Below are 23,232 nucleotides of genomic sequence, written 5' to 3'. Positions count from 1 at the left end.
ATGAGTGAACCCGTGCAATTTCCGCTGGCTGCCGTGGTCGGTGCCGACAACCTCAAGCTGGCCCTGTGCCTTACCGCCATCGACCCGAAGATCGGTGGCGTGCTCATCGAGGGCCCGCGTGGCATGGCCAAGAGCACCCTGGCCCGCGGCCTGGCCGACCTGTTGGGCGAGGGCCCGTTCGTGACCTTGCCGCTGGGTGCCAGCGAAGAGCGCCTGGTCGGCACACTGGACCTGGATGCCGCACTCGGCCAGGGCAAGGCGCAGTTTTCTCCCGGTGTGCTGGCCCATGCCGATGGTGGTGTGCTGTATGTCGATGAAGTCAACCTGCTGCCTGACACCTTGGTTGACCTGTTGCTGGATGTGGCCGCCAGTGGCACCAACCGCATCGAGCGCGATGGTATTTCCCATCGGCACAGTGCCCGTTTCGTCCTGATCGGCACCATGAACCCCGAGGAAGGCGAGTTGCGACCGCAGTTGCTCGACCGCTTCGGCCTGAATGTGGCGCTCGAAGGCCTGCCAGCCCCTGAGGCACGTCAGCAGATCATTCGCAGGCGGCTGGCCTTCGACAGCGACCCGCAGGCGTTCTGTGAGCAGTGGGCCAGCGCCCAGGCGCAACTGCGCGAGCGCTGCCAGGCGGCGCGCCAAGGGCTGGCGGAGATCGCCCTGGATGATCAGGCCCTGGCCTGGATCACCGAGCGCTGCTTTGCTGCCGGCGTTGATGGCCTGCGTGCCGACCTGGTCTGGCTGCGCGCCGCCCGTGCCCATTGTGCCTGGCGTGGCGGGCAGGCGATCGAGGAAGGTGATGTCGACGCCGTGGCGGAGTTTGCCTTGCGCCATCGCCGCCGCACGGCGCCTGATGCGCCAGCCTCTGCGCCGCCGCCAGCTGCAGCGGATGGCCGCGACCGGCCGAGCGAAGGCGGGCAGGGCGACTGGGGCGCGCTGCCCGCGCAGCCCGTCAGCAGCGGCGCACGGCGAGAGGTGCCGAACTGGGCAAAAAAGCCCTGAGCATCCGTCAATCAGGTTTGAAGATGGCGGATGCCATGCCCCGGGTTGGCAACCTGGCCGGTGCCAGTCGTGGCCGCGCCCGTGTGGCATCCTCGGGCCGGGTGGCCTGGCTGCCGACCTTGCTCAAGGGGCGCCCGAAGCTGCGCCGGGACCTTTGCTGGCAGCAGCGCCAGGCCCAGGCCAATGAATTGTGGCTGGTGATCGTCGACGCCTCGGCCTCGACCCGGCGCCATCAGGCCCTGGCGCAGTGCAAAGGCCTGCTGGCAGAGCTGTTCGACCAGGCCTATCGGCAACGCGCACGTCTTGCCTTGCTGACCGCCAGTGGTGGCGTACCGCAATGGCAGCGTCATGGGCTCAAGGCGTCGGCAAGCCTGCAGCCCTGGTTGCAGGCCCTGGGGGCTGGCGGCGGCACGCCTTTGATCGCGGCGCTTGAACAGGCTCGGCGCTGGCTGCAGGCCCGGCACAAAGCCCACCCTCATGAATTGCAGCGCTGCCTGGTATTCACCGATGGTCGCCTGCAGCGCTGGCCTGCCGTGCAACCGCTACCTTGCGCCACTGTATTGGTGGACATGGAATTGGCACCGGTTCGCCTCGGGCGGGCACAACAGTTGGCCACGGAACTACGGGCCGAGTATCAGCATCTTGAGCAATTCAAGGTATTGGTATGAGGGCAGTGGAAGGGATTGGCGCGACACTTTGTCGCAATAATGAAAGTTGCCTGGCAGGCCATTGAAATAGTTGTTCAAGTGCGTACCAGGCACGCACTTGCAGGGGCGCAGCGATATTATTTGGGCATCGACCAAGGCTGCAGGTCGTAACCTTTCTGGCACAGTTCGGCACGCACTTCTTCGATCAGGCTGGCCCATTGTGCAGGGTCCGAATAGATACGCGACGACACTTGCTTGCTGCCAATGCGGGTGTTGGTCCGGTCGATGACCGCAAGGCTCAGTTCACCGGTACCGTTGGGCGCATCCCAGGCAACGCACTGGAACGGTTCGAACGCGTGGTCGGCAATCAGCAGAGCTTCGTTGACACGGAGCGGGGCATTCATGGTTCGGTCTCTCTATGGTCCCAAACATCGAAATAAGGTCCGCTTAACTGCTACGTCGCTTCAGGTTTTATCGCGATCCGCAGCGCGGGGTTATTCGTACTGATGCTCCAAGTTAGGGGTGGAGTCACACAGGTAATGTAAATTTTTTGGCCGGTTACAGATTTTTTGTTTCCAGCGCCGGCTGTGACGCCAATAAATATGAAAAATTCCCGAACGGCTCCGGCCCGGCAGAATCGGGCAGACAGACGGTCGTGGGTAGCGTCAAGTTCGTTGCTACTGTTAATTCGGCGCCGCAACTTACTGTTTTCACGTAAAAAACCAACAATTGGCGCCAAGGAACGGTCATGCACGAGACTGCCGCTCTGCGTCGCTTGCTCATCGTCGACCCCTGCGACGATTGCCACCGTCTGTTACCCGGCCTGGAGAGTGCCGGCTGGGAGGTTCACAGCTGTGGGCTGGACCTGGCCCTGGAGCACCGATGCGATATCGGCCTGCTGCGCCTGCAGGCATCACACCTGCGGCACCCGGACGCGGTCAAGGACATGATCAAGCGCAGCAATACCGAGTGGATTGCCGTGCTCAACGCCGAGCAGTTGCGCATGCAGAATGTCGGTGACTTTGTATGTGAGTGGTTTTTCGATTTTCATACCTTGCCATTCGACTTTTCTCGCGTGCTGGTGACCCTGGGGCGGGCGTTCGGCATGGCCCGCCTGCGCGGCAAGGGCGCGGTGAGGGTGGATGGGCTGGAACATGAACTGCTCGGTGACAGCCGGCCGATCCTGGAATTGCGCAAATTGCTCGGCAAGCTGGCACCCACCGAATCCCCTGTCCTTATCCGCGGTGAGAGCGGCACGGGCAAGGAGCTGGTGGCGCGCACCTTGCACCGCCAATCACAGCGCAGCGAAATGCCGTTCATCGCCATAAACTGCGGGGCGATCCCTGAAAACCTGATCCAGTCCGAGTTGTTCGGGCACGAGAAAGGTGCCTTTACCGGTGCCCACCAGCGCAAGGTGGGGCGGATCGAGGCGGCCCATGGCGGCACTTTGTTCCTCGACGAAATTGGCGACCTGCCCCTGGAGCTGCAGGCCAATTTGCTGCGCTTCCTCCAGGAAAAGCACATCGAGCGGGTGGGTGGAAGCCAGCCGATACCGGTCGATGTGCGGGTACTGGCGGCAACCCACATGGACCTGGAAAAAGCCATCGAACAGGGGCGCTTTCGCGAAGACCTGTACTACCGGCTGAACGTGCTGCAGGTGGTGACGGCCCCACTGCGTGACCGCCATGGCGACCTGTCGATGCTGGCCAACCACTTTTCGCACTTCTACAGCCTGGAAACCGGCCGCAGGCCACGGTCATTCAGTGACCATGCGCTGGCAGCGATGGGGCGCCACAACTGGCCGGGCAATGTCCGTGAGCTGGCCAACCGGGTAAGGCGTGGTCTGGTGTTGGCCGAAGGGCGCCAGATCGAGGCCCAGGACCTTGGCCTGCAGGGCCTGGAGCAGGAAGAGCAGCCGCTGGGCACCCTCGAAGACTACAAGCACCGGGCTGAGCGCCAGGCGCTGTGCGATGTGCTGGACCGCCACAGCAACAACATGAGCATTGCCGCGAAGGTGCTTGGGGTATCGCGGCCGACGTTCTACCGGCTGCTGCACAAGCACCAGATTCGCTGATCAGCTGGATTGAGCGATATGCCCGTCAGACAGGTCATCCAACGGCTCTTCTTCGCCCGGTAGCGCGGTAATCACGCTGAAATCACTGATCTCGACTTCGCCGCCGCCATAACCGAGCAAGTGGAAGGAGAATGCCTTGCGCACGGTCGGGTTATCGAAGCCGAATTCCATCTCCAGCGGTTCGTCGGTTGTCACCCGGATCTCTTCGGGCAACCCCAGCGGCACATCCTGCTCCAGCTCCTTGGCCTTGAGCTGGATATAGGCTGCGTGCTGCGGGTCCAGCGCCCGTACCTTGACCCGCACACGGGTGTGCGAGCCCTCGGGCATTTCCAGGTACTGGGCGCCGATCAGGTTGTCTGCCCAGTCGTCGCGGATGCGCGCCTGCAATTGAATGGCGGAGGGGCTACCGAACTGGTAACGCAGGTTCAGCGGCGTTTGCAGCAGCGACTGGTCGAGCACCCCGGCCAGCGCACCGATCTGTGCGCCGAGGGTGCTGTCGCCGAGGCCGAGGTACCTGGCCTGGTCGGCGATGAAACCTGGGCTGTCGTAGCGCCGGCAGCGCTGCTGGAAGTCGCATTCGGTGAAGACGCCCTTGCCATCGTGGTAGCGCAGCATGCCGTTGGTGTAGGAAATCATCTCCCGGCCGTTGTCGTAATCGCGGTACAGCGAACGCCCACCGAGGGCGACCGGGATCGGCAGGGCAAAGTAGTCGAGCAGGGAGGTGGCCAGGTCGATGTGGCCGTAGGTGCCGTTCTTGATGTGCGGCAGTTGTGCCTGTTCCGGTGCCAGGGTCAGGTTGAAGCCCCAGGACGAGGCCAGGCGTACGCCATCGATACCGTGGGATTCGTCCGAGGTGATCACCACCAGCGTGTCCTTGAGTACGCCCTGGCGCTCGAGGTTGTCGAGGAACGCACCGATTGCATCATCGAGGTAGGCGACCGCTGCCTGCTTGGCGGTGTCGTAACGCTGCAGGTAGTCTTCGGGGGCGGAGTAGGGCTGGTGCGTGCCTACGGTCAGCAGGGTGAGCATCCAGGGGCGATCCTGCTGGCGCAGCTGGCTGACATAATCCAGGGCCCCTTCGAAGAACGCCCGATCATCCTTGCCCCACGGGAATTCCAGGTAGTTCTTGTTGCTGAACCACTCCAGCCCGTGCACCGAGTCGAAGCCGATGTGCGGCATGATCCGGTCCTTGGCCATGAAGCGCAGGCCTGCGCCTTGCAGGTAGTGAGTGGTGAAGCCGGCCTGACGCAGCTGTGCCGGCAGGCAGGCCTGGTTGCGCTGGTGCTGGGTGAGCAGCTCGACCCCTTTGGGCGTGCCGTTGGCGAGTTTGTCGTAGTCGCCGCACAGCATCGCATACAGGCCGCGGATGGTCTGGTGCGTGTGCAACACATAGTCCGGGGTGTTCATGCCGCGTTCAGCCCACTGGCTGAGCCTGGGCATCAGGTCTTCATCGAAACGGCTGTGCAGGGCCTGACGGTTGGGGCGCACATAGGCGCCGGGGATGCCTTCGAGGGTGATGACCAGCAGGTTGCGGGCGCGGCCTGGCGCTGTCAGCAGCTTTTGCCCGCTCAAGTCATGCTGTGTCAGGCCAGCGCTTGGCAGCGGCGTGACCGTTGGGGCGTGGCCCGCCCAGTGCTGGACGTGACGCTGCAGGTCGCCGGCGGCGGCAGACAGCAACTGATGGGGCAGGTTGTATTGGCGCCACTGGTCGGCTTCGCTGGGCGCCAGGTGCTGGCTGCCCCAGTGCGCAACGAACAGCAGCGCCGGAATAGCCCAGGCCTTGCGCGCGAACTTCGCGCCGGGTTGCCTGCGACTGTGCCAGGCGCTGCCCAGCCAGACCAGCAGGCCGCCCGCCATCAATAAGGGCAGCCAGGTATGGGCCAGACCGCCACCGGTGGAGTTTTCCATGAACTGCGGGTCGAACAGGTAGCCCAGGTCGGCACTGTTCGGCAGCCTGCCAACGGCGCTGACCAGTTCGGCCGAAGCTACCCACAGGGTGGCCCAGGCCAGCAGAACCGGCAGCGCCAGCCACCACGGGCGGCGCTGCAACAGCAGCACCAGCAGACTGCCCAGCGCCAGGTCCGACAGGTAGCCATAGGGGTTGGACCAACCCAACAGGGCGCGCACGACCAGAGGGATCACCAGCACCAGGGTAATCAGGGCGAGCAGCCGGGTGCGTGGCGGGCCTTGCAGGTTCTTCACGAAAACTTTCCTTTTTGCCATGAAATCGTCACATATCTGTGCGCGATGATAACAGGCCGATACCAGGAAAGCCGTTGGCTACAAGGTTGGTAACCAATTGGGGGCGCCTTGCGCCCCGGCTGTCAGAAGTAGTACGGGAACTTCAGGCTGAAGGAAAAGTCCGGCGCATCATCTGTCAGGCCAATCGACAAGTTCGGCACGATCGTCAGGTTGTTGGAGGCTGCAAAGGTCAGGCCGACGTTGAAGTTGGCCGCGTTATAGTCGCTGTTGGTGATCGATTGCCAGTCGCCGCCGTCGGGCTTGATCTTGCTCTTGCGGGCGAACTGGTCGGTGACCGAGAACGACATGCTCATTTTCTCGTTGAGGGCGAAGGCAATACCGCCGCCGATCTGCCAGGAATCGCCGAGTTTCACGTCACCCGGCACCTTGGTGTTCACCTGCGGGCTGATGTCGCTGAACGAGTCCTGCATGTTGTAGGTGTACGACAGGCTGCCGAACAGCACGGCCGGGTCGAAGGTCTTGACCAGCGAGATGCCAGGCGTGATGGCCCAGACACCGTTGCCGGTCGGCAGGTCCTCGGGCACCGACAGGTTGTCGTTGCCCGCCACCTGTTGCAGCTTGATGCCGTAGGGGTCTTTGCCGGTTGGTGCTTTCACGCGCAAGGTAGCAACCGCATCAGGCCATGTTTCCGACTCGTCGAGGAACTTGTAGGCGATGCCGAAGTTGACGTCGCCGATGGTCGGGTCGCGGGTAACCGATGCGTCGGACGTGGTCCCGGCGGCCCCGCCTGCACCACCTGACGAGTAGGTGGAGTCGCGGTAGACGATGGGCACGTTGATGTCGAACTGCCAACGTTGGTCGACGTTGTAGCGCGCCGTCAGGTCCAGGGTCCAGTTGTCTGCCTTGATGCGGTCGATGTTGATGTTGCCGAGGAAGATCGAGTCCAGCGCCAGAAACCCGTTGAGCACCAGGGCGCGGGTGTCGTAGTGGGTGTAGGTGAGGCCGGTTTCGACGCTGAACTTGCCGCCACCGAAGAAGCCGCTCGCTTCGTCGTACAGGTTGGACACGCTCTGCGCCGGTTCCGAGTTGTCCTGCAGTGACTGCCCGTAAGAAGCGCCACTGCTGCCCGGCGTACCGGTGGCAACGGTCTGGCCACCTTTTACCCCCTGTGCTGGGGACTTGGTCAGGCGTTTCGGTGCTGGCTGGGCGGGGGCCTCCTCGACCTGCTTGAGCCGCTGTTCCAGCACCATCAGTGCGTTCTGTTGGGCTTCGTAGCGCTGTTTCAGCGCAATCAGTTCCTGTTTGAGTGCTTCGACCTGTGGGTCGGTTGCCGCCTGTAGCAGAGTGGCCGGGGCCAGTGTGGTAATGCAAACGATAGCTCTGAACGTCAACAAACGGTGCATGGATTAGCCGTCCCTTCTGACTACATACGATGAGACTTGAGCGTAGATCAGTATCCGAGATTGCGAATGCCTTTGAGTTGTTCGAGATTGGCACCCACGGATCCGGCCATCGGCGCATTGTCGCGCAGCACGACATTGAGGGATGTCAGGTTGCTGACACGGTTGCTGGCGCCCAGCAGGGTGGTGTTCTGCATCAGTCCGCCCTGGCCCAGGCTTTGCATAGAATTACCTTGGTTGCCGTTGGCGACGATATTCATCTGCACGCCACTGCTGGTCGACGACACACTCAACGAGCCCGCGCCATTGCTCCCCACCAGGGTGGAGCCAGCCGCCAGGGCCTGGCCCTGGGGTTGCCCGGATGGCGCCTCGTTGCCCTTGGTGACGTTGATGTCGACATTGTTGTTGGCCGCGTTGAAATCACCCGCCGCACGTACCACCTGGGTCACGCCCTGGGTCGTGTTGAGGCCGCCACCGCCGCTGACGGTGCCGGTGCCGGTGCCGGTGCTGCGAGTCTGTGCACTGCCGGTGCCCTTTTCATCGATCATCGAGACATAGAACTGTGGCTTGATGGTCGATTGCTGGATCTGCATCGCCGATGTCGCGCCAATCACTTCGCCATTGGCGTTCTGCCAGGTGCTGGTCATGACCACGCCAAAGCTCACGATCCGCCCTGGCATCACATAACGCCCACGCAGGCCGGCCAGTTCCTGGTCTTTCAATTCGATCGGTTTGAACGTTTCTGCCTGGGTTGGCAGGCTGGCGGCCAGGCAAACCACTGCCAGCCAGAGGGAAGTCTTCATGGGGCTCTCCCGGAGCGTCTTGCCCTACGTCGTTAAGAAGGTCATTAGAAGAAGTCGCTTTGAATGAAACCGAAGTCCATCAGCTCTGCATCCGGCACCGGCGTGAAATTGCTGACGCGGTTTCTGGCGCTCAGCGGTAGCGGCGGGTCGAGCAGGATGTTGTTCTTGTCATAGCCCTTGCCAATGACGGCGAAGATGATGCCGTTCCAGCCTTTGATGAAATCGTCGAGCTTGAAGCGTTTGTGGCCCAGTACCGGATCACCGATGTACACCCAGCCTCTGTCGACCTTCTGCATCACCACAAAGTGCTTGTAGCCGCGGATATCCATCAGCACGACCACGGGAATGCGGATGCTTTGCAGCGTGTCGGGGGCTACCTTGTAGCCGCGTGCACGCATGCCCAGGCTTTCCACGTAGTGCTTCATGTCGAGCATGGAGAAGCCCTGGGTACGCACCAGGTCCTGGTCGGCGTGGGCCAGCATGCCCTCGATCACCTGGTTTTCATCCACGTCCAGCCAGTAGGCCTGGCGCAGAATGGTCGCCAGGGATGCCGCGCCGCAGCTGAAGTCGGTTTTCTGCTGGACCAGGTCGGCGAACTTGCGTTCGCGGATGCTCTGGACCGGTTTGTAGATCACTGCACCACCTGGCAGCACGGACAACGGCATCTGCGAGGCTTCGCTGACACTGGCGATGCACAGCAGAAATGCCAAGGCGATAATGCGCATGTTCGACGCCCCCTGCCTTATTCTTGTTAGAAAGAGGCTCCCCGAAGGGAGCCTCCAGACCGCCGTTGTTACATCGAGGTGTTGGAGATGGCCAGCGAGTTGCTTTGCTGGTTGCCTACACCGGCTGCCACGTTCACGCCCAGGTTGCCGCTGCCACCGTTCACCGAACCACTCAGGGTGGCGGTGTTGGTCACAGGGTTGGCCCAGCCGGTCGGGGTCAGCACTTGCCACGACACGGTGTTGCTCAGGGCATACTCGCTAGACTCGCTGAAGCTCTTCGAGATGCTGTCCGACGATTGCGAAGCTTTCTCGCCGGCTTTCTCGTAGGCCGAGGCACTGGCTTTTTCCCATGCCGACTGGTTGGCCTTCTCGTAAGACGTATCGCGAGACTTGTCATAGGACGAGTCATGGCTACGGTCATACGAAGAATCGTAGGCCTTGTCGAAGGACGAGCTGAACGACTTGTCGAACGACGAGTTGCTGGCCGACTCATGGGACTTGTCGATCGAGGCATCCAGCGATGCACTGAGCGATGCGTCGAAGTCGGAGCTGCGCGAGCGAGTGAAGTTGCCGAAGGTTTGCGACGACGATGCACTGCCATTGGCACTGGCATCGAGCGATGCGCTAACCGTGGTATTGGACGACGAGCTGTGGTTGTTGCTGGCGCTGCCGTTTGCAGCGTAGTTGTTGGAACCACTGGCGCTCATGCTGTTGCTGCCACTGGAGCTGCTGCTGTTGGAGCCGCTGGCGGTCATGCTGGTTGAACCGCTGGCGCTGCTGCTCTTGCTGCCGCTGGCGCTGGCGCTATTGCTGCCCGACGCGCTCCAGCTCGAGCTGGAACTCTTGTCGACACTGGCATCGAACGAACCGCTGCGCGAGGCCGAACCGCTCTTGGAAACGGTCAGGCTCAGCGTATCGATGGTGTAGGTCCGGTCAGCACGGTTGTTCACCGTCAGGCCAGGGCCGTTCTGGTCGGCCGAAGCCGTAGCGCTGGAGTTACCGATAGGCGCGGCGTTGTTGGCGATCGCCATGGTATTTTTCTGCTGGTTCAGGTCGCCGCCAGCAATGTTGATACCAATGTTGCCGCTGCTGCCGTCGGCCGAGCCGCTCATGACGGCGGAGCTGCGGGTCGACCAGTTGTTGACGGTGTTGTTGTTGCTGCGCTGGGTCACTTCAGCGTTCGCAGTGGCGGTGCCGAAGACGAAGCTGTTGTCGATGTCGGCATTGTCGGACGACGTGTTGGCGATGGCCGCGGCGTTGTCCTGCTGGTTGCCGTTACCGGCCGCCACGTTCACGCCCACGTTGCCGCTGGCACCGGCACCCGAGCTGCTCATTTCAGCTTCGTTGACGGTGCCTTCGTTGTAGATGGTATTGCCGGTGCTTCTTTGCGAGTCAGTCGCTTCAGCAGAGGCGCTGGTGAAAACAGCCCTGTCCATTTGCCGGTGGTGGTTATTGTGGTTGTCGTGACCACGACGATTGTTCTGATCCGCTTGTGCAGCAACAGCCATGACCGCAGCAATTGCGAAAACCAGAGGCTTGATTGCCATCGAGGGTTTCATGGTGTTTCTCCGTCTTTAGGTTAAGTGTTGTTCTTACCTGTTACCTGCTGGGTCAGTTCGCGACCCGTACGCTCAGGGTGTTTGCCGTCTGGTTACCCACCCCGGCGCTCTGATTCAGCTGGATGACCCCGCGGCTACCGGTGAATGCCTGGTCACCGGTGGTGACGTGGCGATAGCCGGGTGAGGTATCAGATGGATCGGAGCTGTTGATCAGCGCCACGTTCTGTTGCAGAAGGACGCTGTCATCGATGCTTTGCGGTTGTGTACTGATGCTGATGCGCAGGGCATTGGCCTGCTGGGTGGCAGCGCCCGCACTCTGGTTGACGCCCAGAGCGCCGCTGCCATGGCTGAAGGCGTTGCCCTGGATGCTGGCACTGGCGCCCATGTTGGGGTCGACGATGGACAACTGGCGCTGACGGATCAGCGTGGTTGCAGTGGCCTCGTGGCCTGTGGCGAGTGCCCGGGCGTTGGCTTGTTGCTGGCCATCGCCAGCGGCCTGGTTGACGCTGAAGTTGCCTTGGTACTGCGCGCCGGAACTGTCGATGTTGGCGTCGTTGATCACCGGAACCGGTGACTGCGCCAGGGCCGTGGCACTGCCCAGCAGGGCCAGGATGAACAGCGTTTGCCTCATGTCATTTGCCTCCCGTGAGGATCTGCAGTGGGGCAAGACCACGCTGGACGCTTGAGTTGACCATGTTGGAAATACCGTTGCCTGAACCTGTGCCACGGCCGGCAGCCTGGTTCGCCAATTGCGTCTGGTTACCGATGTGGCCGCCCAGGTTGTCGGTCTGCTGGGTGACCAGCGAGGAAATCCCCGTGCCGCTGGTGATGCTGGCAAAATCGCCGTCGCTCAGTTCGTTGGTTTGCTTGAGGACTTGCGCGGAGGGGTTGGCATTGGCGGTGGTAGGGTAGGGGTCGGGCGCCAGCGGCGCTCGAATGGCCATGCGCGGTTGCACATCGCGGGTGATTACGATGATGCCGTTGTCGGCGTGTACGGGCAGCGCCGAACCCAGTGCACAACCGACCAGCAGCAGGCGAAAAATGCCTTTATCCAGTTTCCCCATGACGGCTACTCCTTCTTGATGCGCTGGTCTTGTTCAGCGTTGCGAAGGAGGAGAGCGAAAGCCGTGCCGTTTTTGGAGATTTCTTTTAAATCAGAGCGTTGGGCGCACTGTCTGAACCAACAGTGAATTTGCTGTATCAGCGCTGAGACAAATTTTCAATGAATCGGCGTTTGGCCCAGCATTTGCGTTACTCGAAGGGGCTTTTCAACGAATGTTTCATAACCTTGACACTGCCCCCGCAATTGGATGTGAGCCCACAGAAACGGGGACTTGGCCTCACCTGGGTGTGTCATGGGATTAACACTCGGTTGGGCAGACCGGGGTTTTGCCTGCCAGCAGGCGCTGCACGGCAAGCAGGGCCGTTGCGCTGCGCTGCGGCCAGTCGCCTTCGATGATCTGCAGCGGTTGCCCATGGCGCTCCAGCCAGCGGCGGCTGTCCTCGAAGAACACCTGGCGGTCGGCCAGGTCCGGCTGGCTGCGCTGACCATCGGCGACCCAGCCCACCCCTTGTGGACTGAGCAGCAGGTGCAGGTCGTATCGACGGGCAAGCAACGCCTGTTCCAGCCAGGCTGGGCAAGCACCGAACAGGGCGTGACTCCACAGCATGTTGCTGAGCAGGTGGGTATCGAGAATCAGCAGTTCGGGAGCCTGCTGGCGGGCCTGGTCTTCCCAGGCCAGCTGGCCGCGGGCGATGGTGGGAATATCGGCATAGCAGGTGTCGCGGCACTCCTGGTCGATGAAGTGGCGCACGTATTCGGCCACCACGATACCGCCGAAATGCGCCTGGATTTCACCGCTTAGCCAGCTTTTGCCGCTGGACTCGGGGCCGCACAGGACCAGGACCTTCATGGGTGCACCAACGCAGGGTCACGGCGCCATTCCAGCCAGCCGCGCACTGCGATCAGGGTCAACACGGCAAAGAAACCGGCCGTGAAGTACAGCTGTTGGTGCAGGTACTGGCCGACATAGACCACATCCACCACGATCCACAGCGGCCAGCACTGCACGCGCTTCTGCGCCATCCACAGTTGCGCGACCAGGCTGAAGCCGGTCAGCGTGGCATCCAGCCAGGGCAGCGCGGCATCGGTCCAGCCGGCCATCGCCGCACCCAGTGCAACGCTCAGCAGCAGCCCCGCCGCCAAGCCGCCGAGCAGCGAGCGTACTGGCAGGCGCGAGACCTGGCGAGCGTCCTCTACCCGATCCGGGCGTTTCCACTGCCACCAGCCGTACAGCTGCAGCACGGCGTAGGCCAACTGCAGCAGCATGCCCGAGTACAGCTTCACCTCGTAGAACAGCCAGCCATAGATGAGCACCATGACCAGGCCGATCGGCCAGCACCAGGCGTTCTGTTTGACGGTGAGCCACACGGCGGTCACGCCGAGCACGGCGGCGATGAGTTCGAGGCCGGACATCGGCGATCCTTGGTTGGCAAAGGGCGGCGATTGTAGCCTGTGCAGGGCAGGAGGTGTAGCGCGCAACCTGCACCGGCCCATGCGCCGGCTTGGCGGCGCGCGGGCCAGTGATCACGGCCGGTTCAGACCCGGAACTGGCGCAACAGTTGTTCAAGCTCCTCGCTGAGCCGGCCCAGGGCCATGCCGGCGTCGCTGGACTGGCGTGCGGCGTCGGCGGTTTGTTGCGACAGCCCGGCGGTGTCCAGCACATTGCGGTTGATTTCCTCGACCACATGCGACTGCTGCAAGGTGGCACTGGCGATCGAAGCGTTGAGGGCGGTGAGGCTGTGCAGCGCCTGGCTGATGGCATCCAGGCTGGCGCCGGCCTCGCGGGCTTGCTGCACGGTCTGGCGCGAGGCTTCGCTGCTGGTGTCGATGGCTTTGACTGCGGCATCGGACTGGCCTTGCAGGTGCTCGATCATGGTGTGGATTTCGGCAGTCGACTGCGCGGTGCGTTGCGCCAGCAGGCGCACCTCGTCGGCAACCACGGCGAAGCCGCGGCCCTGTTCGCCAGCGCGAGCGGCTTCGATGGCGGCGTTGAGGGCGAGCAGGTTGGTCTGCTCGGCGATGGCGCGGATCACCTCCAGTACCCCGCCAATCCTGGTACTGTGCCCAGCCAGTTCGCGGATTACCTGCACCGCCTGCTCGATGGTCACCGAGAGGCGGTCGATCTGCTGCAGGCTGCCGTGAATGGCCTGCTGGCCGTGCTCCACCTGCTGCTGTGCGGCGCGCATCTCACCGGCGGCCTGTTCGGCGGTCTTGGCCACATCCTGCACGGCATAGGTGACTTCGTTGACCGCTGTCGCCACCTGGTCCATCTGCAGCGACTGTTGGGCGCTGTGCTGCTGTGCGGCGCCAGCATTGTCGCCGACCTGCCCGGCCGACTGCGCCAGGGCGTGGGCGGCACCCTGGAGTTGGCCGACCACCCCCTGCAGCTTGCCGTTGAACTGGTTGAAGTGCTGGCCCAGGTGGGTGATCTCGTCGCGGCCGTGGGTGTCCAGGCGCCGGCTAAGGTCGCTTTCGCCGCTGGCGATGTTGCCCATGGCGTGCACGGCTTCCTGCAAGGGGCGGGCAATGCTGCGGGCGATGAGCATGACCACCAGGGCCATCAGCACGGCGATGGCCAGGCCGACCAGTGAGGCATCACGCAGCTGGCGGGCGAATTCTGCCTGTACATCGTCGACGTAGACGCCGGAGCCGATGATCCAGCCCCAGGGTTTGAACAGCTGGATATAAGACGTTTTGGCCACCGGCTCGCTGGCCCCAGGCTTGGGCCAGCGGTAGTCGACCGGGCCGGCGCCCTGGCTGCGGGCGAGGGCGACCATCTCGTTGAACACGGCGAAACCGTCCGGGTCGCGGATCGCGGAGAGGTCCTGGCCGTCGAGTTTGGGGTTGGCCGGATGCATGATCATCTTCGGCCCCAGATCGTTGATCCAGAAATAGTCGTTCTGGTCGTAGCGCAGCGCCCGCACCACTTGCAGGGCCTGCTGCTGGGCCGCCTCGCGGCTGAGCGTACCGGCGGCTTCCAGGCCCTGGTAGTAGGCCAGCACGCCAGCGGCGGTCTGTACCACGTGGCGGGTCTTTTCCGCCTTGGCCTGGTACAGGTCGCCATGGATCTGGCGCAGCATCAGCAAACCGAGCACCACCAGCATGCCCACCGCAACCACCAGAATCAGCCACAGACGCCGGCTGATCGACATCGACCGCAATGCCTTCATCGAATCCACTCCTGCATTGTTCTTTTTATTCAGCTGCATCCAAGCATGCTTTGCAGGCGGCAGGCACTCGACTAATGGCTAAGTGCTAGTTATTGGCTACTCTGCCACAGGCCGCACGCGCCTTTGCCATGCCGCTTTGATAGGATTTCGGCCGGGCAAGATGAAACCTTTAGGCAGGCTGAACTTTTCCACTGGCGCCGGTCCCAGAAGTCGCTGTAAAAAGGCCGCGCCGCGTGCGGCAATCACAAGCAAACCAAGAATAAGGGGCCTGCAAGCAGCAGTGCTTCATCGGGGGAAGAATGGATTTTTGGACTGCCTTGCAGGCAATCATCTTAGGTGTGGTCGAGGGGCTTACGGAGTTCCTGCCGATTTCCAGTACCGGCCACCAGATCATCGTCGCCGACCTGATCGGATTTGGCGGCGAACGGGCCATGGCGTTCAACATCATCATCCAGCTGGCAGCGATCCTGGCGGTCATGTGGGAGTTTCGTGGCAAGATCCTCGAAGTGGTGTTCGGCCTGACCCGCCAGCCGAAGGCTCGGCGTTTTACCGGCAACCTGTTGCTGGCGTTCATGCCGGCGGTGGTGCTGGGCGTGCTGTTCGCCGACCTGATTCACGAGTACCTGTTCAACCCGATCACCGTGGCAACGGCGCTGGTGATCGGTGGCGTGATCATGCTTTGGGCCGAACGCCGTCAGCACACCGTGGCCGTGGACCATGTCGACGACATGCGCTGGACCCACGCCCTGAAGATCGGTTTGCTGCAGTGCCTGGCGATGATCCCGGGTACCTCGCGCTCCGGCTCCACCATCATCGGCGGCCTGCTGTTCGGCCTGTCGCGCAAGGCGGCAACCGAGTTCTCGTTCTTCCTGGCGATGCCGACCATGGTCGGTGCGGCGGTGTATTCGGGCTACAAGTACCGCCACCTGTTCGAACCGAGCGACCTGCCGGTGTTCGCTATCGGGTTCGTGACCTCGTTCATCTTCGCCATGATCGCCGTGCGGGCGCTGCTGAAGTTCATCGCCAACCACAGCTATGCCGCCTTTGCCTGGTATCGCATCGTCTTTGGTATGTTGATTCTGGCGACCTGGCAGTTCGGCTGGGTCGACTGGTCGACGGCGCACAGCTGACATGGCGCGCGCACAGGGCACGGCGCCACGCGGCGCTGAACGCACAACGGGCGTGCGCAATGCGCGCCTGAAGCTGTTGCTGCTGGGTGCACTGTGCCTGTTGCCGGGGGTTGGCGCAGCACAGATGGGCTGGAGTGGGCAGACATGGGTGCCACTGGCGTTGTACCCGTTGGTCAGCCTGATCAGCCTGCTGCTGTACTGGCAGGACAAGCGCCAGGCCCAGGGCGATGCCTGGCGCACGCCGGAAAAGGTGTTGCATGCCAGCGAGCTGCTGGGGGGCTGGCCCGGCGCGCTGGTCGCTCAGCAGCTGTTGCGCCACAAGACACGCAAACTGTCCTACCAGCTGGTGTTCTGGGGCATCGTGCTGCTGCATCAGGTGTTCTGGCTCGACTACCTGTTCCTGGGCAGCCGATTCCTGCCGTTCAACTGATCAGCCCAGCAGGCCTGCCTGCAGCCGTTTCGGCAGCCGCCGCACCACCAGCTGGTGCGAGCGCTGCAGCAGGTCGCACAGTTCATCCCGGCCCATGGGGTAGGGCGGCTCCATGCTGATCCACCTGGCACGTGCCAGATAAGGCGCCGGCCGCACGCCAGGCCGGTCGCAATAGCCCAGAAACAGCTCATCGGCGACCTTGAACGACAACCCCGCACCGGCCAGGTCGAGCACGGCGAACATCTTGTTGCCGGCCACGGAAAACACCCGGATGCCGCCCCATTTGTAGTCTTCCCGTGCACCCGGCAGGCTCAGGCAGAACGCTGCTACCTGTTCCTCGGTCATTTTCTGCCTAGACATAACGCTCTCCACATGCCTCGAACGACGCCGCCAGGTGATCTATCCATGCCCGCACGGCCGGTAGCAAGCCACGGCGATGAGGGTAGACTGCCTGCAGGTAACCGCCTGGCAACGACCAGTCGGGCAGCAACCTCACCAGCTCACCACGTTCGAGCTCTTCTTCACAGAACATGCTGGGCAGTGCGGTGAAGCCCAGGCCGGCGCGCACGGCGGCGTTGCGCACGACGAAATCGTCAATCGCCAGCCGCGGCTCCAGCGCGATCTCCTGCTGGCGGCCATCGGGGCCGAACAGGCGGAAGTGCACCAGGCGGTCGGCCTCGGCGGCCCCCAGCACCGGCAACGAGGCCAGCTCGGACGGCTCGCGGATATGTTCGGCAAAGCCTGGTGCGGCCACCAGTTGCATCTGCGCCTGGCGCAGCCGGCGGGTGACCAGTGCCGGGTCTTCGTCGCCCAGGTCGCGTACCCGCAGGGCTACGTCGATACCTTCGGAAATCAGATCGACACGGCGGTTGAGCAGGACCATGTCCAGTTGCACCTGGGGATACTGCTCAAGGAAGCGGCTGATCACATCGGGAAGAAACGCATGGGCCAGTGCCACCGGGCACGACACCCGCAGCCGCCCACGCGGCTCGCTGCTCATGCTGGCCACGACTTCGTCGGCGGCTTCGGCCTCCAGCAGCATGGCCTGGCAATGGTGCAGATAGCGCTCACCGACGGCCGTCAGCTTGAGCTGGCGTGTGGTGCGCTGCAGCAGGCGGGTGCCGAGGCGTTCTTCCAGTTCGGCAATGCGCCGTGACAGGCGTGACTTGGGGATGCCCAGCTGGCGCCCGGCCGCAGCGAAGCCGCCGGCTTCGACGACCCGGGCGAAATAGAAGAGGTCATTGAGGTCTTGCATCGAAATGTCTCACTGTTCTACCTGTGGGACAAACTAACGCATTTTTATCGCCTTATCAGCCATTCGACACCCCGGTAGGATTTTCTCCATCGTGATCGCCCACCGCTGCGGTCTTCACTCACTGGAGAGTCCCATGAAACTGTTGCATATCGATTCGAGCATCCTGGGCGACAATTCCGCCTCTCGCCAACTGAGCCGTGAAGTGGTCGAAGCCTGGAAAGCCGCAGATCCGAGCATCGAAGTGGTCTACCGTGATCTGGCCGCCGACGCCATCGCCCACTTCTCGTCCGCCACCCTGGTGGCCGCTGGCACCCCTGAAGAAGCCCGCGACGCCGCCCAGGCCTTAGAAGCCAAGCTGAGTGCCGAAACCCTCGAAGAATTCCTCGCCGCCGACGCCGTGGTGATTGGCGCGCCGATGTACAACTTCAGCGTGCCGACCCAGCTCAAGGCCTGGATCGACCGCGTTGCCGTAGCCGGCAAGACCTTCCGGTACACCGAAGCTGGGCCAGAAGGCCTGTGCGGCAACAAGAAAGTGGTGCTGGTGTCCACCGCCGGTGGCCTGCACGCTGGCCAGCCGACCGGCGTTGGCCATGAGGACTTCCTCAAGGTGTTCCTCGGCTTCATCGGTATCACCGACCTGGAAGTCGTGCGTGCCCACGGCCTGGCCTATGGCCCGGAGCACCGTACCCAGGCCATCGATGCCGCCCAGGCGCAGATTGCCAACGAGCTGTTCGCTGCAGCCTGATCCCCTGGCTTCAACAAAACCGGCTGGCGCCCCGTGTGCCAGCCGGTTTTTTCATCCAGTTTTCATCTGCCAGCGGCCGGCCCGGTTCTATGCTGACGCTATCCTGGTGCCTGCTGCGCGATAGCTGACCGATGAACACTCCCCGCTGTTTGCTGGCATTGCTGCTCGGTGGCCTGCTGGCCCATGCCGAGGCCGCCCCCTGGGTGGCCGGTTTGCATCACATGACCCTCGACGACCCGGTCGATGCCAGGCCGATGCAAGCCCTGGCGTTTTATCCGTCGCAAGGCACACCGCGCAATATCCGCATCGACGGTTACCCCATAGACGTCGCTGAAGAGGCCCCGGTAGCGCTCGGGCAGTTTCCGTTGCTGGTGCTGTCCCACGGCAACACCGGCAGCCCGCTGGCGCTGCATTACCTGGCTACCTCCCTGGCCCGCCAGGGCTTCGTCGTGGTGGCGGTCGTGCACCCGGGCGACAACGCCCGTGACCACAGCCGCCTGGGCACGCTGAGCAACCTTTATGGCCGGCCTTTGCAGGTCAGCGAGGCGATCACCGCCGCCCGCGAGGATACGTTGCTTGGCCCTTACTTGAATGACGGCAAGGTCGGTGTGATTGGTTATTCGGCCGGTGGCGAAACCGCATTGATCCTGTCTGGCGCCCAGCCTGACCTGGATCGCCTGCGCCGTTACTGCCTGGAGCGCCCAGGGGACGCAGATGCCTGCAAGACCCACGGCGTGCTGATTGCCGACCGCAGCGAGCTGGCACCCAAGGCCGACTCACGGGTAGGCGCGGTGATGCTGATGGCACCGCTGAGCCTGATGTTCGGCCGCCATGCGCTGGCCGGTGTGAAGGTGCCTGCGCTGATCTACAGCGGCGACAGCGACCAACTGGTGGCGGTGGACCGCAATGCCGAGGAGTTGGCGCGCAAGCTGCCAATCACTCCGGACTACCGCTTATTGGCCGGGGCCGGGCACTTCGTGTTCATGGCCCGCTGCGACGAGGAGCAGCATGCGCGCATGCCGGCATTGTGCAAGGACGCCGATGGCGTCGACCGCCGCCACATCCACCATTCGCTGCAGCGCGACACGGCGGCCTTCTTCACCCAGGCCTTGGGCGCCCCGGAACCGGCCGAGCGTTCAGCCGCGACGGCCGCGCCGCGCCAGTAGCAACGTCAGGCCGACCCCGGCCAAGGCCAGCAGGGCAGCGACGCAGAAGATCGAGGCATAGCCCAGGTGCACCGCGACCGCGCCCATCACCGGGCCGGCGATGGCCAAGGCCATGTCGAAGAACACTGCATAAGCCCCAAGCCCCGCGCCACGGCTGCTGCTCGGCACCTGCTTGATCGCCTCGACACCCAGTGCCGGGTACACCAGCGACAGGCCGAAGCCGGTCAGGCCGGCACCCACCAGCGCCCAGGGCGGCGAGGGAGCCAGCCACAGCAGGCTCAGGCCGAGCACTTCGGTGGCCATGCAGGCCATGGCCACGTTGTAACCACCGAAGCGGTTGACCGCATTGACGAACATCAGCCGGGAAATGATGAAGCACAGGCCGAAGGCGCTCAGGCACCATGCCGCACCGACCCAGCCGCGTTCCAGGTAATACAGGGTGACGAAGGTAGTCAGGGTGCCGTAGCCGATCGACGCCAGGGTCAGCCCCAGGCCGCAAGGTGCGACGCGACCGAACGCCGACCAGAACGGCAGGCGCTCGCCACGCGTCACCACCACGTCCGGGCGTTTGCGCAGCACCAGCAAGGCCAGCACGGCCAGCACCAGCAGGGCAGCGCCGAGCACGCTGAAGTCCAGCCCGGCGACCGCCAGCACACCGACCGGCGCACCGATGGCGATAGCGCCGTACGAGGCGATGCCATTCCACGAAATCACCCGCGCCGTGTGTTCCGGGCCGACCTGGCTGATACCCCAGCTCAAGGTGGCGACGCCGATCAGCCCCTGGGCCAGCCCCAGCAGCACACGGCCACCGAGCAGCAGGGCCAGGCTCAGCAGCGGCACCTGCAGCGACCAGGCCGAGAGCAGCGTCAGCACCCCGCAACCAGCAATGCCCAGCAGGCCATAGCCAATCGCTTGTTTGCCCCCCAAGGTATCCGCCACGCGCCCGGCGAAGGGGCGGCTGAGCAGGGTGGCGAGGTATTGCAGGCCGATGGTCACCCCGGCAATCACCGCCCCGAAGCCCAGCTGGTCGTGCACATAGCTGGGTAGCACCGCGATCGGCAGGCCGATGCAGAGGAAGGCAATGAAGGTGTAGAAGACGATCGACAGGATCTGCAGGGTGATGCTGAAGGTACTGCTGGCGGGGGCGGGCTGTGGCGCGGTCATGGGCTCTTTCGCGGGCGGGCGGTTGGGCGTGCCCTCATCATGGCCGCTGGGCGAAAGAAATGAAAGCAGGCTAACGAATTATTCGTCGCAGAGTGCATGCCCGTGGAGTTGGCGGTGGATTCTTCGCGGGTAAACCCGCTCCCACAGGGATCGCGCCAGATTCTGGAAATTGAGCAAGACAGTTGCTCCCAAAGGGATTGCGCATGCCTTGAGGTAAGCATTGAACCTGTGGGAGCGGGTTCACCCGCGAAGAGGCCGGCCCAGCCACCACAAGGTGGCCGGGCCAGGTCAGCTATCTCAGACCACGACACCCTGGCTACGCAGGTAGTCGTCATATGTGCCGCTGAAGTCCACCACGCCATCGGCGCTCAGCTCGATGATGCGGGTGGCCAGCGACGACACGAACTCGCGGTCATGGCTCACGAACAGCAGGGTGCCCGGGTAGTTTTCCAGCGCCAGGTTCAGCGCTTCGATCGATTCCATGTCCAGGTGGTTGGTCGGCTCGTCCATCACCAGTACGTTCGGCTTCTGCAGGATCAGCTTGCCGAACAGCATGCGGCCTTGCTCACCACCGGAAATCACCTTCACCGACTTGAGGATCTCGTCGTTGGAGAACAGCATGCGCCCCAGGGTGCCGCGGATCACCTGTTCGCCGCTGGTCCACTGGCCCATCCAGTCGAACAGGGTCATGTCGTCTTCGAAGTCGTGGGCGTGGTCCTGGGCGTAGTAGCCCACTTCGGCGCTGTCGGTCCACTTCACTTCGCCCTTGTCCGGGCTCATTTCACCGACCAGGGTGCGCAGCAGAGTGGTCTTGCCGATACCGTTGGGGCCGATGATCGCCACGCGCTCGCCAGCCTCGATGGTGAAGCCCAGGTCCTTGAACAGCACTTTGTCGTCGAAGGCCTTGGCCACTTTCTCGACGGTGACGGCCTGGCGGTGCAGTTTCTTGGTCTGCTCGAAGCGGATGAACGGGCTCACACGGCTCGACGGTTTGACTTCGGCCAGCTGGATCTTGTCGATCTGCTTGGCTCGCGAGGTGGCCTGCTTGGCCTTCGAGGCGTTGGCCGAGAAGCGGCTGACGAAGGTCTGCAGCTCGGCGATCTGGGCTTTCTTCTTGGCGTTGTCCGACAGCAGTTGCTCGCGCGCCTGGGTGGCGGCGGTCATGTACTCGTCGTAGTTGCCTGGGAATACGCGCAGTTCGCCGTAGTCCAGGTCGGCCATGTGCGTGCAGACGCTGTTGAGGAAGTGCCGGTCGTGGGAAATGATCACCATGGTGCTGTTACGCGCGGTGAGGATGGTTTCCAGCCAGCGGATGGTGTTGATGTCCAGGTGGTTGGTCGGCTCGTCCAGCAGCAGCACGTCCGGGTCCGAGAACAGCGCCTGGGCCAGCAGCACCCGCAACTTCCAGCCCGGTGCCACTTCGCTCATCGGGCCGAAGTGCTGTTCCAGCGGAATGCCCAGGCCCAGCAGCAGTTCACCGGCGCGGGATTCGGCGGTGTAGCCGTCCATTTCGGCGAATTCGGTTTCCAGCTCGGCGACGGCCATGCCGTCTTCCTCGGTCATTTCCGGCAGCGAGTAGATGCGGTCGCGCTCGGCCTTGACCTTCCACAGCTGGCCGTGGCCCATGATCACGGTGTCGATCACGGTGAATTCTTCGTAGGCGAACTGGTCCTGGCGCAGTTTACCCAGGCGGGTGTTCGGCTCGAGCATGACCTGGCCACCGGACGGCTCCAGGTCGCCGCCGAGGATCTTCATGAAGGTCGACTTGCCGCAACCGTTGGCACCGATCAGGCCGTAACGGTTGCCGTTGTTGAATTTGACCGAAACGTTTTCGAACAGCGGCTTGGAGCCGAACTGCATGGTGATGTTGGCGGTGGAGATCAAAGGGCTTACCTATCAGTAACTTACGACGCTGGATTTTCAGCTGATACCGATTTGATACCAATCTTGAGTCTTTCCAGCTCGCTCCAGTCGGAGCTTGAGTTGAGCCAACGGGCATACGTCGACAGCAGCATCTGAACGCTGTGACCCAGCTGTTGGGCGATAAATGCGGGGTTGAGGCCGGACATTGAGCATATTGTCGCATAGGTATGGCGGCAGTTGTATGGGGGGCGACATCTGATCCCCAAATCGTTCAACACCGGCACCCACTGTTTGTGCAGATCAGACGTCTGTTTCACGTACTCAGCGTTCTTCGACGGCGGGAACAGGTACGGTGTTTCGTTTACCACTCCCTTCCAGGCCTGCGGCGGTCCGCGTATTCCCTCGCGAACCGGACCGCCCGCAAGGCCCGATCATTCAGTAGCACGAACCGGTCTCTGCCGGTTTTGGTCCTTTCCTCCACCTTGCCCAGGGCAACGGTCCTCTTGACGTGAACCGTCTTTTTTACGTTTGACGTTTGCCGATGTCCAGTCGCTGTCAGCGATGATGTGGCGCAGCAGGGTTTGCAGGTGTTAACGAGCCCGAGAATGGCATCCGCGCCTTGTGCAAACTGCTGATCAACTATCGGGGCAAGGACGGCATGCCCGGCGTGGGCGGGAAGGGCATCGACACGGTGCTGGAGACCATCAACCGCTGGGCGCCGAGAAACGAGCGATACCCAGGCCTACGCTTCGGTCGTGGCTAAACGCCTGGGCGTGCGCACCACTGATCCGATCAACATCAAGGATCCGGCCAAGCTGTTGACGGGCACAA

21 protein-coding genes and 4 pseudogenes are annotated in these 23,232 nt (G+C 63.0%); 8 read left to right on the top strand and 17 right to left on the bottom strand.

Annotated elements, in window-relative coordinates; translation table 11 throughout:
• Complete coding sequence (locus OCX61_RS14460; RefSeq protein WP_261940102.1) at positions 1 to 1,005, top strand: magnesium chelatase ATPase subunit I; 1,005 nt, start codon at positions 1 to 3, stop codon at positions 1,003 to 1,005.
• Positions 1,006 to 1,040: 35 nt separating this feature from the next.
• A complete protein-coding gene (locus tag OCX61_RS14455; RefSeq protein ID WP_261940101.1) occupies positions 1,041 to 1,673 on the top strand; it encodes a vWA domain-containing protein in 633 nt (210 codons plus the stop codon).
• Positions 1,674 to 1,789: 116 nt separating this feature from the next.
• Here the strand turns inward: OCX61_RS14455 and OCX61_RS14450 are convergent, their stop codons facing one another.
• Positions 1,790 to 2,056, bottom strand: a complete 267-nt coding sequence (locus tag OCX61_RS14450; RefSeq protein ID WP_101319072.1) for a hypothetical protein — start codon at positions 2,054 to 2,056, stop codon at positions 1,790 to 1,792.
• Positions 2,057 to 2,400: 344 nt separating this feature from the next.
• Between OCX61_RS14450 and OCX61_RS14445 the strand changes: the two genes are divergently transcribed.
• Positions 2,401 to 3,726, top strand: coding sequence for a sigma-54 dependent transcriptional regulator (locus OCX61_RS14445; protein WP_261940100.1), 1,326 nt, complete (start codon positions 2,401 to 2,403; stop codon positions 3,724 to 3,726).
• On the opposite strand, the gene OCX61_RS14440 is transcribed toward OCX61_RS14445, so the two are convergent.
• From OCX61_RS14440 to OCX61_RS27360, 11 genes and pseudogenes are all read right to left on the bottom strand, one after another.
• Entirely contained in the window at positions 3,727 to 5,928 is a 2,202-nt protein-coding gene (locus OCX61_RS14440; RefSeq protein WP_261940099.1) for an LTA synthase family protein, read from the bottom strand. It abuts the gene before it with no gap.
• A 122-nt stretch (positions 5,929 to 6,050) separates the two neighbouring features.
• A complete protein-coding gene (gene fapF / locus OCX61_RS14435) occupies positions 6,051 to 7,331 on the bottom strand; it encodes a fibril amyloid transporter FapF (RefSeq protein ID WP_261940098.1) in 1,281 nt (426 codons plus the stop codon).
• A 47-nt stretch (positions 7,332 to 7,378) separates the two neighbouring features.
• Entirely contained in the window at positions 7,379 to 8,131 is a 753-nt protein-coding gene (gene fapE, locus OCX61_RS14430; RefSeq protein ID WP_261940097.1) for a fibril amyloid subunit FapE, read from the bottom strand.
• Positions 8,132 to 8,175: 44 nt separating this feature from the next.
• Complete coding sequence (gene fapD, locus OCX61_RS14425; RefSeq protein WP_261940096.1) at positions 8,176 to 8,856, bottom strand: fibril amyloid maturation endopeptidase FapD; 681 nt, start codon at positions 8,854 to 8,856, stop codon at positions 8,176 to 8,178.
• Positions 8,857 to 8,924: 68 nt separating this feature from the next.
• Positions 8,925 to 10,415, bottom strand: a complete 1,491-nt coding sequence (gene fapC, locus OCX61_RS14420) for an amyloid-like fimbrin subunit FapC (RefSeq protein ID WP_261940095.1) — start codon at positions 10,413 to 10,415, stop codon at positions 8,925 to 8,927.
• Between the two features lie 52 nt (positions 10,416 to 10,467).
• Positions 10,468 to 11,046: a fibril amyloid subunit FapB gene (gene fapB / locus OCX61_RS14415; RefSeq protein WP_261940094.1), complete on the bottom strand. Its 579-nt coding sequence runs from the start codon at positions 11,044 to 11,046 to the stop codon at positions 10,468 to 10,470.
• A 1-nt stretch (position 11,047) separates the two neighbouring features.
• Positions 11,048 to 11,479, bottom strand: a complete 432-nt coding sequence (fapA, locus tag OCX61_RS14410; RefSeq protein ID WP_261940093.1) for a functional amyloid chaperone FapA — start codon at positions 11,477 to 11,479, stop codon at positions 11,048 to 11,050.
• A gap of 297 nt (positions 11,480 to 11,776) precedes the next feature.
• Positions 11,777 to 12,328, bottom strand: a complete 552-nt coding sequence (locus tag OCX61_RS14405) for an ATP/GTP-binding protein (protein WP_261940092.1) — start codon at positions 12,326 to 12,328, stop codon at positions 11,777 to 11,779.
• Positions 12,325 to 12,891 (bottom strand): nicotinamide riboside transporter PnuC, encoded by a 567-nt coding sequence (gene pnuC, locus OCX61_RS14400; protein ID WP_261940091.1) that lies wholly within the window; start codon positions 12,889 to 12,891, stop codon positions 12,325 to 12,327. The genes OCX61_RS14405 and pnuC overlap by 4 nt, the downstream gene beginning before the upstream one ends.
• Before the next feature lie 122 nt (positions 12,892 to 13,013).
• Positions 13,014 to 13,580: pseudogene (locus tag OCX61_RS27365) on the bottom strand (methyl-accepting chemotaxis protein); the annotation flags it as partial.
• Positions 13,581 to 13,934: 354 nt separating this feature from the next.
• A pseudogene (locus OCX61_RS27360) lies at positions 13,935 to 14,558 on the bottom strand (cache domain-containing protein); the annotation flags it as partial.
• A 389-nt stretch (positions 14,559 to 14,947) separates the two neighbouring features.
• Between OCX61_RS27360 and OCX61_RS14390 the strand changes: the two are divergent.
• Positions 14,948 to 15,778, top strand: a complete 831-nt coding sequence (locus OCX61_RS14390) for an undecaprenyl-diphosphate phosphatase (protein ID WP_261940089.1) — start codon at positions 14,948 to 14,950, stop codon at positions 15,776 to 15,778.
• Between the two features lies 1 nt (position 15,779).
• Positions 15,780 to 16,208, top strand: coding sequence for a DUF1294 domain-containing protein (locus OCX61_RS14385; protein ID WP_261940088.1), 429 nt, complete (start codon positions 15,780 to 15,782; stop codon positions 16,206 to 16,208).
• Here the strand turns inward: OCX61_RS14385 and OCX61_RS14380 are convergent, their stop codons facing one another.
• Together OCX61_RS14380 and OCX61_RS14375 are read right to left on the bottom strand one after the other, a co-directional pair.
• Positions 16,209 to 16,568, bottom strand: a complete 360-nt coding sequence (locus OCX61_RS14380; protein ID WP_261940087.1) for an MmcQ/YjbR family DNA-binding protein — start codon at positions 16,566 to 16,568, stop codon at positions 16,209 to 16,211.
• Positions 16,561 to 17,463, bottom strand: a complete 903-nt coding sequence (locus OCX61_RS14375; protein ID WP_261940086.1) for a LysR substrate-binding domain-containing protein — start codon at positions 17,461 to 17,463, stop codon at positions 16,561 to 16,563. Before OCX61_RS14375 ends, OCX61_RS14380 begins: the two co-directional genes overlap by 8 nt.
• 133 nt (positions 17,464 to 17,596) lie before the next feature.
• Here OCX61_RS14375 and OCX61_RS14370 point away from each other — a divergent pair, with 133 nt between their 5' ends.
• Complete coding sequence (locus OCX61_RS14370) at positions 17,597 to 18,208, top strand: FMN-dependent NADH-azoreductase (RefSeq protein WP_261940085.1); 612 nt, start codon at positions 17,597 to 17,599, stop codon at positions 18,206 to 18,208.
• A 131-nt stretch (positions 18,209 to 18,339) separates the two neighbouring features.
• Entirely contained in the window at positions 18,340 to 19,374 is a 1,035-nt protein-coding gene (locus OCX61_RS14365) for an alpha/beta hydrolase family protein (RefSeq protein WP_261940084.1), read from the top strand.
• On the opposite strand, the gene OCX61_RS14360 is transcribed toward OCX61_RS14365, so the two are convergent.
• From OCX61_RS14360 to OCX61_RS14350, 3 genes and pseudogenes are all read right to left on the bottom strand, one after another.
• Positions 19,345 to 20,538 (bottom strand): MFS transporter, encoded by a 1,194-nt coding sequence (locus OCX61_RS14360; RefSeq protein WP_261940083.1) that lies wholly within the window; start codon positions 20,536 to 20,538, stop codon positions 19,345 to 19,347. The genes OCX61_RS14365 and OCX61_RS14360 overlap by 30 nt on opposite strands.
• Before the next feature lie 297 nt (positions 20,539 to 20,835).
• Positions 20,836 to 22,422, bottom strand: coding sequence for an ABC-F family ATPase (locus OCX61_RS14355; protein WP_261940082.1), 1,587 nt, complete (start codon positions 22,420 to 22,422; stop codon positions 20,836 to 20,838).
• Between the two features lie 20 nt (positions 22,423 to 22,442).
• Positions 22,443 to 22,924, bottom strand: a pseudogene (locus OCX61_RS14350) (tyrosine-type recombinase/integrase); the annotation flags it as partial.
• A gap of 57 nt (positions 22,925 to 22,981) precedes the next feature.
• Here OCX61_RS14350 and OCX61_RS14345 point away from each other — a divergent pair.
• Positions 22,982 to 23,219, top strand: a pseudogene (locus OCX61_RS14345) (structural protein P5); the annotation flags it as partial.
• Positions 23,220 to 23,232 lie beyond the last annotated feature (13 nt).

This window comes from Pseudomonas sp. LRP2-20, from assembly GCF_024349685.1.
Lineage (GTDB): Bacteria > Pseudomonadota > Gammaproteobacteria > Pseudomonadales > Pseudomonadaceae > Aquipseudomonas.
This window is presented reverse-complemented; position numbering and strand designations above follow the sequence as displayed.